The organism is Desulfallas thermosapovorans DSM 6562 (assembly GCF_008124625.1).
GTDB classification, from domain to species: domain Bacteria; phylum Bacillota; class Desulfotomaculia; order Desulfotomaculales; family Desulfallaceae; genus Sporotomaculum; species Sporotomaculum thermosapovorans.
In genome coordinates, this window is record NZ_VNHM01000022.1 from 1 (window position 1) to 15938 (window position 15938).

General features: G+C 47.2%; 10 protein-coding genes. 2 read left to right on the forward strand and 8 right to left on the reverse strand.

Annotated features, from left to right (window positions below; genetic code table 11):
• Positions 1 to 481 precede the first annotated feature (481 nt).
• Positions 482 to 712, forward strand: a complete 231-nt coding sequence (locus tag LX24_RS13780) for a hypothetical protein (protein ID WP_166512724.1) — start codon at positions 482 to 484, stop codon at positions 710 to 712.
• Positions 713 to 1117: 405 nt separating this feature from the next.
• Here LX24_RS13780 and LX24_RS15070 read toward each other — a convergent pair whose 3' ends face one another.
• Positions 1118 to 1753 carry an SWIM zinc finger family protein gene (locus LX24_RS15070; protein WP_243131758.1) on the reverse strand — a complete coding sequence of 212 codons (636 nt, stop codon included), beginning with the start codon at positions 1751 to 1753 and terminating at the stop codon, positions 1118 to 1120.
• Between the two features lie 67 nt (positions 1754 to 1820).
• Here LX24_RS15070 and LX24_RS13790 point away from each other — a divergent pair, with 67 nt between their 5' ends.
• Positions 1821 to 1973: a hypothetical protein gene (locus tag LX24_RS13790; RefSeq protein WP_166512725.1), complete on the forward strand. Its 153-nt coding sequence runs from the start codon at positions 1821 to 1823 to the stop codon at positions 1971 to 1973.
• Positions 1974 to 2040: 67 nt separating this feature from the next.
• Here the strand turns inward: LX24_RS13790 and LX24_RS13795 are convergent, their stop codons facing one another.
• From LX24_RS13795 to LX24_RS13825, 7 genes are all read right to left on the reverse strand, one after another.
• The gene (locus LX24_RS13795; RefSeq protein WP_166512726.1) at positions 2041 to 4695 is read right to left on the reverse strand and encodes a DEAD/DEAH box helicase; all 2655 of its coding nucleotides are present in this window, start codon (positions 4693 to 4695) and stop codon (positions 2041 to 2043) included.
• A 107-nt stretch (positions 4696 to 4802) separates the two neighbouring features.
• Positions 4803 to 5396, reverse strand: coding sequence for a winged helix-turn-helix domain-containing protein (locus LX24_RS13800; RefSeq protein ID WP_166512727.1), 594 nt, complete (start codon positions 5394 to 5396; stop codon positions 4803 to 4805).
• Between the two features lie 119 nt (positions 5397 to 5515).
• Complete coding sequence (locus tag LX24_RS13805; RefSeq protein WP_243131759.1) at positions 5516 to 6463, reverse strand: 3'-5' exoribonuclease YhaM family protein; 948 nt, start codon at positions 6461 to 6463, stop codon at positions 5516 to 5518.
• Positions 6464 to 6496: 33 nt separating this feature from the next.
• Positions 6497 to 6856 (reverse strand): hypothetical protein, encoded by a 360-nt coding sequence (locus LX24_RS13810; protein WP_166512729.1) that lies wholly within the window; start codon positions 6854 to 6856, stop codon positions 6497 to 6499.
• Between the two features lie 334 nt (positions 6857 to 7190).
• Complete coding sequence (locus LX24_RS13815; RefSeq protein WP_166512730.1) at positions 7191 to 12221, reverse strand: AAA domain-containing protein; 5031 nt, start codon at positions 12219 to 12221, stop codon at positions 7191 to 7193.
• Positions 12222 to 12290: 69 nt separating this feature from the next.
• Positions 12291 to 12560: a hypothetical protein gene (locus tag LX24_RS13820; RefSeq protein WP_166512731.1), complete on the reverse strand. Its 270-nt coding sequence runs from the start codon at positions 12558 to 12560 to the stop codon at positions 12291 to 12293.
• Between the two features lie 44 nt (positions 12561 to 12604).
• Entirely contained in the window at positions 12605 to 15937 is a 3333-nt protein-coding gene (locus LX24_RS13825; protein WP_166512732.1) for a Swt1 family HEPN domain-containing protein, read from the reverse strand.
• Position 15938: the final 1 nt, after the last annotated feature.

Here is a 15938-nt window from a genome sequence, read left to right on the forward strand (position 1 = left end):
AGCGGCCCCCGTCCCCGGGGTGGCAACGCCGCCCGCCCGGTGGCACAAGCCCATGCGCGTACACTAACCTATACGCGGGGCGGGTGTGCGGGACGGTGCCACCATCGCGAGTAGAAGGCCGCGGGCGAAGCCGGCGGCCTGGTAGATGAGGTAAGGTTATGCGCGCTTTTTGCGCATGACCTTACCGTTCCGATTGAGGACCCCAAAGGAATACATGCAAAGACCCCAGAGCTGGCCAGTGTGCCGGCAAAGCCGGACCCGAAAGCTTGCGACCCCAAAGCGGCTTTGCCGGCACTCTGGCCGACATGCACGCAGACCCCGGGTGCCCGGGCATGCACGGTACAATAAGGCCACAGGCGTTGCGTAAGTAAGGCCTGTGGCTTCCTTTTAAGGACCCCAGAGGATAGCCCGTGAGCCGTGACCCCATAGCTAGCCGCACTCCGGGCCGGACCCTTGAGGTTGACCCCAAAGTCGGCCCGGTGTGCGTCCGACATGCACAAAACGCCTGCCACCCGGGTTTTGCCCGGGCAAGGTGCGGCTGACCCGTAAGCCCGGCCCTGAAGCTAGCCATACTTTGCACGGCGGCAGGGAGTTTGCCGAATTCGCCGGTCGCTATACTCGCGGTTACGGCACCCGTGTAAGGCGCACTTCGGAGCGGGGCGGCAGTTTTTCCGCTGTTTTCTGCCCCGCTCCGATGTGCGCCGTGCCGTAAGTAGGCCAGGTGAGCGCCACCGCCCAGGCCAGGCACACTACGGCCCGGGGCAGGACCTGCGAAGCCCCGGCCCATAATCGGCCCGGGCCGTAGTGTGCCCGGGGAAAGCAGCCCGGTGTGCGCTACCCAGCCGGGCAGCAGCCCGGCAGTTTATAGCTGTAACAGGGCCGCAACTGCGGCTCTGGTGGCCAATAGCGTTTCATGTATGTAAAGTCTTAGGTTACCAGCACAAAGCCCGAACCGTTCCGCTAAAACCCCGGGTTGTACCGCGTTGGCAACCTATTGTTCCAGCCGGGCCGCAGCTGCGGCCCCGGGCTGCTGCACCGCGGAGGCTGCTGCCTTTCCGGGCGCAGCTGCGTCCGGTGCCCGGGGAGCGGGACACGGAGCGACCAAAAAAAGGGCGCCTCAGCGCCCCAGCACCTGCAGCTGCCTGTGCGCGCTACGCGCCGCCGCTGCCAGCCCCAGCTCTGACATGGCGGCAAATGCAATATGCTTGCACAGCACCCCTCGCTTGACCGCATCCTCGCAGCTGCACCGTGCCGTGCCGCCGCGGCCCCGGCGCTCGATGACCACCATGTATTGCTTGCTGCCATGCTTCACGTACCCCTCAACGTACCCCGCCTTCCGCTCCTTGCATTCCCACTGCCAACCGGCCTGCATACCGGCCAGCGCACGGCCAAACCGCCCATCGTCAACCTTGCCCAACAGCCTTCTCAACATGCTACGCAACCTCCCGTTTTTCTTCCGTCCACCGCCGCTGGTGCCGGCGTCAAGGGCCGGAGTAAAAAGAATTTTTGACCCCAAAGATTTACCCAAAAGCTGAAAATTGTTTTTGCGGAGGGCGCAGCGCACCCTTGACACCGGCATGTCCCGGGGCCGGGCCGCCGGGCAGCTGGCCTGGGCAACAACACCACTGTCGGTCGACGACGCGGCAGGGCCGCGGTGGCGATTCGATGCAACCTGCATGAACAGCAGCAAGCTTGCCCGGCCCCGGGGCAAGGCGGCGGTACAATGGAAAGAGCGGGAGGGAGCGGGATCCACCGCGAAGCGCTAAAAGCCCCCCGGCCCCCATGAATGGGGGCGGGGGGTTTGGGGGGTTGGGGGTTGAATGACCTGTGAGCTGGCCAGTGTGCTGGCAAAGCCGGACCCGAAAGCTATGACCTATAAGCGGCTTTGCCGGCACTCTGGCCGACATGCACAGGCCCGGGAGGAATGCATGCAGGGTATAATAAGGCCACACATGACCAGGCCCGACCCGTAAGCTTGACCCTGAAGCTAGGCCTGGTGATGTGTGGCTTCCTTATAACTTAATCAACAATGTAATACCATTATTTAACTTCGCCTGTTGTATAATCATAAATGCCTATTTGACTTTCACCTGGTATTGGAACAACGTCATCGACAGGCCAAATTACTGCTGAAGTATCACTTTCATGTTGAGATAAATATCTTCCCCGGTAACAAAGCTGTCCTGTTTTGGGGTTGAAAAAAATATTATCAATTAAATATTCCTGATTATTGTTACGGAGTGCCAATCCAATATTCCCTGGTTTAATCACCTGTTCACTCGCAGAACCGTCTATGTCATTATCTATTTCAGGTTCAAGGCTTATCGGATTGATTGATGAGCTCTTGATTTTCGCTGACTTTAATAAAACTTCAATTGCGTTTAATACATCTGAAGTAATCTGAAATTCCTCTGTGTCGCTATCTTTATAATCGGTCAAATTAGCAATCTCCAAAGCCTGTTTAAATACTGTAATCATTAGGTTTTCTTGCATCACATAACCCGATAACCTAAGGCTACCATACGTTTGGTCGTAAATGGCAATAAATCTCGAATTTTCATTAATAAAAGGAGGTCTATTAATGCGGTATTTTCCAAAGGCGTAATGGATGTCCTGCCGTTCAAATGGAATCGACATTAAAAATGCCTCATAAACAAGTTTGGCCACTGTTTTTATTTCCGGTTCAGATAAACCATCCAAACAGGGATGCGTTAAGATAACACCACTTGTGAAGTAATTTCTAGTAAATCTCGGCATGTTATAATAAATATTCATCTTATGGTCGCTAAGAGGGTAATTATAATTATCTGGTTGTCTTGAACCACGTTTCTCTTTATACCCAGTAACTGATTCTCTTACCTGTATATTAGTTTCAAGTACCACCAGTTCACCATGATTACGAGCATTATAAATGTTACCACTTGTCAGGTTAGGGAAAACCTGCGTGGGAATAGCTTTGGGTGAAGTTGTATATCTTTTTTCCGGGCGCACATAAACCAACCGTGATTGAAGGCGAACGGTATGGACCCTGTAGGCTTGTGTGGCATAATAATATACGGCCCCCGGGTACGCTTCTCGCAAGAGCTGGCTGTAAGATAATGACCCTTTATCTTCTTGCACTGGTCCTTGCTTGAGCTGCACTCTAAACTGGCTTTCCACATCCCGCAGCGGGTAAGTATGATTTGGGTCGTCCCCGGCCTCTGCTTTCATCGCCTGTAGATCTGGTGTTATTTCTCCAATCCTTTCTGATTTACACAAAGAGATAAATCCATCAGGCCAAGTAATCGGGCTGTCAAAATCATTTTCGGTAATTTCTTTACCCAATACATTACATAATTGATCATGTTCACCACCTGATCGGGCTAAACAAAGCGTATGAATATATTGAATACGGGGGTTATTTAGGTACAAAGCACTTTCCCCCAGTGGTCTATTAAGCAATCGTGCGGGATTTTTAAATATAACCTCATCAAGAAAACTTCCTGAATGAATTATATATACAATACCTTTGCCATGTCGCCCTATTCTTCCAATTCTCTGAAATAAGCTGGTTGCCGAATATGGCACTCCAATCAGTACCGCTATGCCTAAGTGGGGTATGTCTAAACCAAGTTCTAACGCACTGGTACTGATGACGCCTTTTAACAATCCTTGCGATAGTCTCTGTTGAATGATTTGCTGATCAATCTCTTCATAACCTGCCCGGTATGGCAGAATGTTTAATGTATCCAATGGGTTCCGATCTATTTTTACAGGTGAATCTGCTTCCTCTTCACCGGAATGTTTACGTGCCAAAATCGAAGATATTAACTCTGTCTGCCTTCGACTATCAATAAATGCAATGAAACGATCAGGACCTGCTGAAATCTCCTTAATTAGTTTGGTAACCTCGCTAAGAAAATCTTCTTTTCTTGGGGGTACAAGCAATACTATTTCAACTTCATGCTTGGGCGATGTATCCAAATCTTCTCCAATTAATGTAAATGGAACTCCAAATAGATTGTTCAAGTGGTCTTCGGGATTTGCCATAGTTGCTGAAGCACATATAAACTGCAAGTTTCTGCCTGCCATAGCTAGAAGGTGTCGAAACCTGCGGAATAAATAAGCTGCATTGGACCCAAATACACCGGTGTATGTGTGTACCTCATCGACTATGATCAAGGAAACCTTAAGTAAAAAATTAATAATATCCCTATCGCCGATATTGGATAGCAACCAAGTGTGTATGATATCCGGAGTCATTATAACTACTTTACTCTTTTTTAAAACTCCTTTTCTCATGCTGACATGGATATCCCCATCGATGCGACCGACCACTACATCATCCATACCGGCTCTTTGCAGTGCTTCCGCCCATTTTGCTTCTTGCTCTCTACCCAAAGCTTTTAATGGATATATAGCTATAATTTTTGCATCATAATTTTGAGCTAACATATCAATACCCTTTGCATAAAAAACCATGCTTTTACCTGAAGCTGTCCCAGTTAACATGCAAACATTTTGCCCATCAACTAATACCTTAAGCGCCTCTTTTTGATGCATGTATAAACCATCTGGATATCGTTCTTCAAGAAAAAGTTTTGCTTGTTCCGAAACATTAAGATCATTATGTAAAAGCAATTGTTTATCTCGAGGCTCTATATTTTGAGTGTCGATTATATCCCACCCGTTTTCATTTAAATAGCTAACTAACATCTCAATCCCTCCAAAAACCAACATGGCAACTTGTGTTTAATTAGCCGATGTTTCTTGCATATGCCAAAATATTACTGATAATTTTCCCAGGCAAACTATCATTATTTTTAATCAGGATGTTTAGATTCCAGCCATTTTCTACCACTCTCACTAATTTCCCAAAAACCACGCGGGGAATCAGCTTTCAGAAGCCCTTCTTGGACCATTGCTTGACGGGCCCATTGGGCAGCATTGCGCCAGCGTGGCATATCGGGAGCGGACGCCAGTGACTCATAATCAACATCTTTTAGTATGCCTTTCATCATTATTTCGACCTGAGTCAGTATATCATTCATTTTAGCAGCCCCGCCCATATCAACCAAAACGCTTAAAATTGGCTGGTAATATGCTTCCTGCGGCGTACGCATACCACGGGGCAAGCGGCTCAGACTGCGGCGTGAAGCCGAGGCCTTTTCTTCTTCATTAATTTCATAACTGTTTACTTGGTTATTAATTTTAAGGTATTCCCTTTTCAAAACAACCACCTTGTCCCGAAAAGCATTAAGCTGCTCTACGTGTTCTAAAACAGCCTGAATTTTTTTATAATCACTACTCTCGAACAATTTGGCTCCAATTTGATTATTAAATTCAATCTCTGCTTCAATCTCTTCCAGTAATATTTCAAAAGCTGCCGGCACATCAGCCGCGTTGTTTCCTTCCACCACTTAAATCCCCTTTCTAATGGTTTTGTAGAACTACTGTCCGGTTACATAAACGGTGTCACAATCAACATACATTCTCTTTCGACTCTATAATACAAATCCCTCCATATTTATACTAATCACCCACAAAAAACATATCTATCCAAACCCCTGACCCAGCCGGCCCAATTATCTTCTGTATCATCCCGGCCGGCCGCCGCTTCAGTGAACATATCCACCTGGGCATCCATCATGTCCAGTTGATGCAGGATGGCTGCCTCCAGGAACTTGGGCCTTTTGGGGGACTGCCACTCGTACTGCCCGTGGTGGCTGACAATCATATGCAATAATTTGAGGCGCAATGTCTTGGGAAAGCCTGGTACTTTTGCAATATAGCGGTTCACCAATTCCACCCCCAATATAATGTGCCCCAGCAGCCTTCCGGCATCGGTATATTCAATATCCGCCCGGGCGCGGAATTCTTCAATCTTGCCGATATCGTGCAGCAGTGCCCCGGTAATTAACAGATCCCGGTTAACTTGGGAATAAGCAGCCGCCGTCCCCTCGGCAGCTTTCACCATGCCCAGGCTATGTTCCCAAAGCCCGCCCAGCTTGGCATGGTGGTTTCGTTTGGCGGCAGGACTTGCGGCCAAGCACTGCAGCAGATTATGGTCATTGGCCATCAGCGTCAACAGTTGCTTTAAGTGCGGGTTACCGATGCTAGAGGCGATATTCAGCCAATCTTCCCACACCTTTTTGGCAGGTACCCCGGTGGACGGGATAAACCTTTCCGGAACCACTTCATCATCCGGGCATTTTCCCACCGCGGTAAGGTTTAGCTGGATGGTTCCCTTGTATTCGGCAACCCGGCCGCTTACCCTGACCACATCGCCGGCCCGGCAGCATTTATTAACCTCATCAGCCTGCTCCCACACTCGGCCTTCCACCTGGCCGGTTTTATTCGCCAGGGTTAGCCCTAAAAAGCAACCTGTGCCGTCCCGGTAGGGCAGCAGCTTTTTGCTGCGTACTGCAAATTCGCCGTTTACTTCATCCCCGGGCTGCAGGCCATTTATATTCGTGTCTTTCACTGTCATTCCCCCATTTAATTTGTCCCTAAACAATTACATCGCCCTGGCGTAGGTTTCCATTTCTCTCCGGGTCTGCACGTTGTGCCAAAGAATAGCCTTGACCGGATCCCAGCGCAGGGCGGGGTTGGTCCTTTTCCGGCCGATAAAGGTCTTCACCACCAATTCTCCATCAGCGAGCGTGCCGCAAAAGATTATGTCATCAGCAGCACAGAAGATACCAAGATCCTGCGGAATTAACCACTCAATTTTGTCGGCCATAAAGTACAGCCAAAGCAAAAAGGCTATTTCTTCAGGTGACGGTTTGGCCCCCTTGTCTATCCGCTGGGACCACCGCATGACGGCATGGTTGGAAACAGAAATCTCCGCAGCATCTAATTTATCAATCACCTTCATAAGTCTGTCCCTCCCCGCTTTTTTTTTAGGATCTCATTGTAGCGGTTGGCTTTGACAGCATTTTGTCACTATAGAGTAAAATTTTCTGGGTCCACTTTCGGCTTTCGGACATAAAAGCGCACTACTACAGGTTAATAAGTTTGCCGCTTTCAATTGCCCACTAATAAAATAAGGGAGGACACGTCCCCCCTCGCTGCTTAACGTAACATTATGTTTTCAACAAATGTACATTGCTTTCTATGCATTGTAATAATTTTGCATTTTTATCTGCGCCATTATTGACTCGCCAACAGAACTTACATCGGAAAATTGATGAAGACGATATTTAGGTTAATCACTGTAATAAATAACTACTTCGCCCGCTATAACTCATGTATATAAGGGATTTAGCTTTCTCTAAATCCTTGAAACTTTTTATTGTCAATTCCAAATCACCTGTTCCCGGGTGATTTATTCTGGTAACATCTCTGGTAAAATTCTTTTCCAGTTTAACAGTATTTGGGTCAATCCTTAGGTAAACTAATATCTTTTTGGTAGATGGTATTACGCACGCAAAATTCTTTCCACGCTTGTATGCAAAATAAGTTTTTGTTTTTCTTCTTTTTACATCTCTACCCAACGACATTATATAGTCATCTAATGCCTCGAAAACCCCGCTGACAGGTTTTACTGAATTAAAATGTAATTCATCAGTTGAACCAACTGTTGCTGTATTTTCATAAGTATATTGTCCTGTTGTATTTATAGTGTTATCGGTTGAAAACAGCGTTACGTTAGAATATGCCGGTTGATTTACATTTGTTTTATGCACTTCTTCATAATCTACGTCCTCCAATTCAAATAGATCATATTTATTCTCCGAATCCATCCATTCACGCCTTAATTCAGCTGCTCGACGACAGACCCGATCCTTTAATTCCTGTTCCACTAAATCAATATCTCTTGTCTCTCCTAAATTAGAATCAGCACCTTGTGGTGTAATCCCCAATTCATTAAGTCGGTCAAATACCGGTTGCATTGCTTTATCCGGGTCGCGATAGAACACGCTCCCGCGAATACGCACAAAGGTCCACCCTAAGCGCTCAAGTATCGCTTGCCGGGCCATATCCTCTTCTAAATTTTCAATGGTATGGTAACGATCGCCGTCACATTCCACGGCAAGACGGCTTCCGTTTCCTTCTACTACCAAATCAATTCGCAAATACCCTGCTTTCCATTGAGGTGTTACTTTATAACCAGCAGAAATTAAACGCAGCATTACTTCTTTTTCAAAATCCGATTCAGTATCTTTTTCTGCAGATTCATATTCATTCATAATAACTTGTGGGTTTTCGGCATGCTCAATCAACTGACGGCGCAAGTCACCGGCCTGAAGATCAGTACGTGGATCCAGGGAATGCACAACCCACATTTGATCGCATGCCCTGCTTGCCGCAACGTTATACCTTTTTTTGTACATATCAAGGTAACCTGGTCCGCGCATTTTTAAGGGCGGATTATCACATGAATCAACAACCGATAAAAACATTACATCCCTTTCGTCACCCTGAAAATGAGCAGCGTTACCACAAATAATGCGCCGGCGCTCGAATTCATTTTCCGGTAAATGAAGACGAAGTTGTTTTTCGATCTCCATAGCTTGTTCGTCACCAACCAGAGAAATAATACCTAAGGTTTTATTTTCATATTCAGGCTGTTCTATGGCAGCAACAATTAGCGATGCTATCGTAAGTGCTTCTTCTTTGTTTACCTTGTTTTCTGCAACTGCATCCTTGACCCTATAGGCAATTACATGCGGTTTCAAATTAACTTGACTGGTTTCACGCAGCGGCTTAATCCGCCAATTGTAAGATAGCTTATTACTAAATTGAATTATTTCCGGTACACAACGAAAATGTTCCAACAGGCAAATAGTACCACCAAATGATTCTTTGGCAAGGTCATAAACCGATCTCTGACCATCATACAGGATATTGTTGGGTATACCCTGTAAATGCTCATTAATTAATTGTTCAACGACATCCAGCTTCTGCCCCACTGCAGCCGGGCTAACCTGCTCGTGGTCACCCACAATGATTACCTGTTGTGCCATGTACATTGCTATTAACCCCATTAAATCACATTGGCTGGCTTCATCAATAATAATTACATCAAACCGGGCAAAACGTGGGTCGAAATTTTCAGCTACGCGGGCAAGCGGCATAATCCAAACAGGAACGGCTTCCCTGCATTCGCTCGTTTTACGCCTGGCTTCGGCACGCAACCTTGGTACTCGCTTGCCTGTACCAGCCCCGATTCTTTTCATTATATTGAGGTAACCCTCCAGAGCCTGTTTTTCATGCAGTGTTATCCGGCGTAATTGAGCGGCCCAAGCTTTGTTCTTGATTAGTTCCTTCGTAATTCTTCTTAGTTCTGTACTTAGTCTTTCTATTTTTTGCTGTAAATCAATCAGGGAAGTCTGAGCCCGTTTTTCTAGTTCATCGTGCAACTGGCGCCACAACCATGCTGTCTCAATATCTCCGGGTAACGCCCCTGCATCATGGGGTGCTTGCCGCTCTCTTATTGCCGCTGACCATGCTGGCGCAACTTTATCAATCCGTTCCAGTATCTCACGCCGCAATTGCAAATCACTTCGCCGGCCGTATAAATCTACAAGGCGCTGAAATGCCTGTTTATATAGTTCTGGATCACGCCTGCTTACAGCGTTTAGAATACGGCTGGTCAATTGAGCGCCTTCACCATTACCACCTGTAACTTCCAATGTGCGGCGCATTTTGTCCAAGTCATTTTTTATTTGCGTATACCGAATATATTTTGCACGATAATCTAAAATCTTTTCTAAAGGTCCCGCAACTGCCTTCTTTAACTTTATTAGTTCACCATATGGGTTTAGATTGGGCGGTTGCTCATTAATAAACATATCCCAACGAAAACCATAAGATATTAATTCTTTTACAAGGGGCTCCCATACCGTATTGTGCCAGTCCAAGCAATTTTTAATTAATATGCTGTACTGAGCCGCTATCTCTTCTGGAGGCTGCTTAAGTTCTTCTAAAACCGGAGCTCCTAATACAGAAACCTGCATATCCCACCGGCCTGTCAGTTCTTCCCTTAGCTGTAGTAACTGGATATAATCCCTTAGCGCTTTAAAATGCTCAATGGCTGAAGGAGTTTTGTTTGAAACTGATGAGCTTTCAATGAAGTTTTTCCATTTCGAATGTCTCAGAAATGTCAAAAGGCCGAATTTTCCGCCGCTGCTTAGGTGAGACACTATTTGATCAGCAATTGATGCTTGTTCATCCAACGAATAACGGTCGGAAACCTTAGGCTGGTATTTATAAATTATTTCCTGTATCTGAGCGGCTGCATCAACAACTTCATTGATTTTCTTTAATAAAGACTCCCAGGGTACTCGGTGTGCACCACCTTTGTAACCAGCAGCAATAATTGCCAAATTCCATTTCTCATCATTTAAAGCTTCCACTGCCTTTATCATTCGCTTACTCAATGAATTTATTTCATCAGGTATTTTGCATGCACACGCTTCATTCCAAAGGTCTTCGCGGTAAGGTAAATTAAGTGTGGATAATTCATTAATTTCTTTTACTAATTGCTTAAAATCCTCTGGGATAACCAAATCTTGTGGTTTAGGTAAAATGCCACCAAGCTCTATCTCGTCTTCAGGCTTAACACTAATATTAGTACGGTATAACTCCACAGCTTCATGTTGAGAAATTGGTAATGGTGCACCTAAAGTAACGGGCGACGGAATCCAATCATTTTGGCCAAATCCTTTAGAAACGATGCGAGCCGCATCTGAAGGAGGATACCCGACCCCGTTAACCACCACATCTTTATATTCATCGTAGCACGCATTTAATAATTCTTGTCGTAATTTATTCAGTTCCGCTAAAACCTTATTTCGTTGTTTAGTTAATTCTTGGGCTTTCCTTTCAAGCTGTAACGCATCAAATGAAGACAACCATTCAACAATTGTTTCAACCGAATCCTCTAACTGCTTACGACTTACGCTGTCATTATTCAATACGCTAACACACAATGGCCTAAGTTCTTTCACTACTTGGCGGCGCAATACACGTAATGCTTTGGTAGTATGGCTGGTCACCAATACACTTTTGCCTTGTGCTAATAAATGTCCCAAAAGATTGGCAATAGTGTGTGTTTTACCTGTACCAGGGGGTCCCTGCACTAAAACGGCATTGTGTTTTTCCAACCTTTTAACAATTTCTATTTGTTCCCGGTTAGCAATTTTACTTAATAGAATTTCTTGTTCTGTTAATGACTTGTCAGCCGCGCCTTCTTCACGTTCACTGGCGAAATCACTTCCTACGCCTACCACACTATACAATGAACCGTTAATATTTTCCCGCTGCGGCAGGTCTTCTAAAACACTTTCAATAGCAGTGGCGAAACCAAATGTGCGGGTACGCAAGAAGAGCACTGGACTTCGACCAATCTTTGGTTCATCTGCATCTTTGCCGGGTACACCTTCACCAATATATTCCCCTTTGGATGAAAGTCGGTTCACCAGGCGTTTAAAAAAACCGGCAGTGACCTCACCACCTAAAGGATGATAGTTGTTTTCTGATAATTCGTTGCGGCTGTGGGCGATTTCCCGCCCGTCAACATCTGTAATGGACTGAAAAACTGCTGTATACAACTCAGATCCGTGATCTGTTTCAATTACGCTGAATTCGGGTATATCCGGGTTAAATTCCAATTGTACGCGCTGAAGCAAAACCGGGTGGTGTATGTTTATATTGGAACATCTCCAGTTTAGTACCCCATCCCCGATGACAAGTTCATAACGTTCTGATTCTTTCTGGAGCCAGACGTATAAATCATAAAATCGTTCAAATATCTTCATGGCCTGGCGAGCAGGGATTTCGTTTTTAGCCCACGATTCTCGCTTGCGCTGCCAGTTTTCCAATGCTCGCAAGCGTTGGGGCTCCTCATCAAACCGAATCAGTTGTGCCTCACCATTTCCGTCTATTTCTTCGCGGACCTTTATAATTCTTATTTCCTGTTCTGGATCATCCCACCCATTTTCCAGCCATTCCAAAAGTTGATCCGGGGGTTTGGGGGCTGCAGTCAACTTGGGCCGGCGTACGCGAATGATAAAATCATCCGCTAATTGGTCATTTGTTTCATTTTCGGCTATTTCGATATACCCGGTATAAGAAATGCAATTATGTTCCGGAAGTTCCTCAAACCATAAAACCCAAGGCTGTTCCCGTATTTGTTTTTTTACGGGATTTCTATGCTCATTGAGCGCTTTAAGGTATTGAAATACTCGTAATAAACGTTCTTTTCCAACACGTTTTTCTTCGTTTTTTAAAGGCATAACCAAATCATCCATCCCATTGAACCATAAAGTTTGTAGAAAAAAATTTTACAAGACAATATGCTTAGCTTAATTATCCATTAAACGAATATACCACATCTTATTCTTTTGCTTGGGCTCGTATTCTGCTCCTTGAATCAGGTGAAGCATATCCCTCTTTTCTAATTCCCTTAGCACATTGCGTAACGGCAGCCCATTACGGTGATCTGATTTAAACACTCCTTTTTCAATCAGATAGGGCATTAATTCCCCCGGTTTGGCTTCGGTACGATTGTTAATTCTTAACCATTCCTGAGCATATTTACTGATTAATAAAGCCTTGTCAACAAGAGTATTCATATCAAAAACCACCACCCCCGATGATTTTATTATTGCCCTAATCGTTACTCATCTTCAAATCCATGAGTGTCGAACTTCAGTGTGCGGCAATTTTCCGTTACAATTCTGACCACGTCATCAGGCGCCCCCTCGGGGATGGTCGCTGTAATATCAAGGCTGATTTGTACATCCGCTCCCATTAAAGAGGTTAAGTGGGCAATAACTTCCTGGGCGATTGTTCCGGCATCCCTTCCTACTCTTGTGCTGTTAAGTTTTACGCTGCCGTAAAAACGTTTTGGTTTTGGTTGCTCAATTATCTCGTCACCGGGTTCCGGTTTGTCGGGTTCACTGATAGCAGTTTTACCGTTGTCGGGCTTGATGGTGTAGGTGGCACCACCCTGCGTGGCCTTTTCCGCCGCCTCCTTCTTTCTTTTTTCCTCCTCAATTTGTTGCAAAGCCACTTCGGGCTTAACCAGCAAACTTATATTATCCATATACAATGTCCCGGATGGTAACATCAGGCCGATCTTTAAGCCCTGGTACTTCCCTTCATCCGTGATGTTGGCCGCATAGGCAAAATACTCCGTTCCGCAGATCCCGTCATTGATGGTTTGCATCAATACGGTTTCATCTTTGAGCCTGGGTAAATAGCAATACGTTGTTAAATAACTCCACAAATTCTTGATGGTAATGTGCGGGCTTTCTTTCCACAGCCACCGGTCAAGCTCCATTTTTAGTATCGCCGGTGACCATTTGGTGATAAGATGCTGGGCATTTAACAGTTTTTTATTGGCCCGCAGCACCATGCTTTCGCTGCCGCCGGAAATACGTGAGACCTCCCAGTCTATGGGCCCCGTACCTTCCTGGGTCGGCACCAGCAAATACGCATAGGCTTCCTGAATCCTGGCGTCCAATGTCTCATTGGTTCTTTGCACATTGGTAACTACTTGTTTGGTTTGAAAACTGTCCAGATTAAGTTCTTCTTTTTCTGCATCAATCGACTTCCAGGCCAGATACTGCCTGGCGGCGCGCTCCAATTCCGGAACCCGGTTCTTTTCTGTGGCTACAAACACCAAAGTGTTGCGATACTGGCGGGGCCCCCCGCCCCTGTTTTCCAAGATATCTTTCGCCGCTTGCAGAGCCGGTGAATGATCATTGCCCGAGGAATGATAATGTTTATAATCCAAAACCACCAAACGGGTACACTGTTCATCCGCCACGTCGGCGCTGCTGCCCGGGGCCATGTGCACTCCGGCAAAATCACCTTTGTCTCTTATTTTTAATAACCGCTTTTTAATCTCTTCCCCGGCATAATCTCCAAGCTGCTCGGCCCGGTCGGTGGCCAGCCTGTTGACGCTGGGGCGGGTATCGTACCAAAAACGGGTATTATCGCTATATAAATAGGTGAGCTGCTCAACCAGGCGACGCAATGCGTCCCCAAAGGTGGCCGCAGATTCTCCCGGTTGCACGCAGCCCAGCTTCAGGCGCACTTCCTCCAGTCCCCTGACCCTCATGGCAGCAACCGAAGGAGCACTGCCCACAAATATGGTTCGGGCCACCCGGCGGCACGCCGAGTAACGGCCCATGTTGGGGTTGTCCCTGTCCAGGGCCAACGGCCTTGATATTGGGCCATCAATGTCAGTATCAATAACAGGCGGCCAGCCGTCCGGCAAATACCTGGTCATTTCGTACCGTACCGGCGGGCTGTCCAGGGGAAGGGTGCCCGGCATAATCAATAGTGATTTATCCTCCCGCTCCCATAACTGGTGGATGGCTGCCGCCATCAGGCGCAGCACGCCGCGGGTGCGCTGAAACCGCTCCAAAGTGGACCAATCCTGATATAGCCTGTCGAATAATTCCGGGTGCACGGGATAGGCAATGTTCATTCTGCGCTGGTAATCGCTTTCATTGCACTCCCGGGGAAAATCTTTTTGCTGCTCCCGGTACATTTTCATGAATGCGTTTATAACGGCATCCCGGGCTGCATAATCAATGGCGTCGGAGAACAAACGGCGGCGTACAATCTCAAAGCTTTCTTCCATTGCCGCCGGCTTCCAAACCGACTCCAGCCGGCCAAAGGTGTTTTGCAACCTTTCCAATGCCGCCTGGCCGCCCTCGCCTCCAATTTCGATATCCGATGCCGGTATACTGGTAATCACCATCGACTGCCGGGAGCGTTTGGCCCCCTCGGTGAGCGCCTGGGCGAAGGTCATGTTGGCGTCAAAACTCCCGGCGCATAAACCGCTAACGCCGTAGATGTTGCGGGCAAAGGCCACCCATTCATCAATTAGGATCAGTGCGGGTCCATATTGATCCAATATTTCCTTAATCACTCCGGAGCCCGGGGAAACCCCTTGTCTGTCTTCCCTGGCCACCATTTCAAAGGCCCTGGGTCCACCCAGTTGATAGGCCATTTCACCCCAAAGGGTGTTTACCGCCGTGCCGTCGGGTTTAATTCGCGGCTGGGCTGCAGATAAGTCCGTGCCTACCATAACCGCCCGGTTGCACCTGGGTAAATGGCTTAAACCCAGCTTACTCAGGATGGGTTCCAAACCGGGGATTTGGCCGGGGGCGATTTGCCCGCCGAAAAGATGAAACAGGGCCAGCATGGAGTGTGTTTTGCCGCCGCCAAAAGATGTTTGCAGCTGCACCACCGGGTCCCCGCCAACGCCGGATAAACGCTCGATGGCCATTTTCAATAAATGAGACAAACCTTCCGTTAAGTAAGTCCGCTTGAAGAATTCAGTTGGGTCCTGGTACTCCATCTCCGCCTCGTTATGTAAAACCTGGGCTAAATCGGCGGCAAACTCCGCCTGCTGGTACCTGCCGGAGGCGACATCCGGGTGAGGCGTAATTACTTCGCGCCAGGGCTTCAAACCAGGTATGGTACCGGTCTGGGTAACTTCTTGAGCGCTCCTTTTTTTAGCCTTTTTAGCCTCGTCATCAAATCTCAAACGCAATAAATCACGGCTAAGTTTTTTACTTAACCGGGCATGCTCGGAGGATATTGCTTCCAACAGCCGGGTGATGGTATCCAACGCCCGGTAGGCATCGTCGGCGGTAAAGGGCTGCTGGTGCGCCCAGCGGTTGCGCACTTCCCTCAATTCGCTTACATAACTGCGGCCGGCGTGTCCCAGTTTGGCCTGAAACACTTCGTTCCAGTTGTGCCACATCAAGACCAGCAAGGCCTGTACATCCAGGGTGGCATAGGCCTCGTCGGCGTCTTGGCCTTCTTTTTTGCTTTCCAGGCCTATGCTGCCCGGCAGGGATGTTTCGGAAACAACCTGCCACCACCTGCCACCCCATTTAGCCTTGAATTCCCTGGCTATATAGGGACTAAGGCCTCTTCTCAATATTTCCAACCCTTTACCGACGCGTTCAAGGTTGCTGTAAGACATC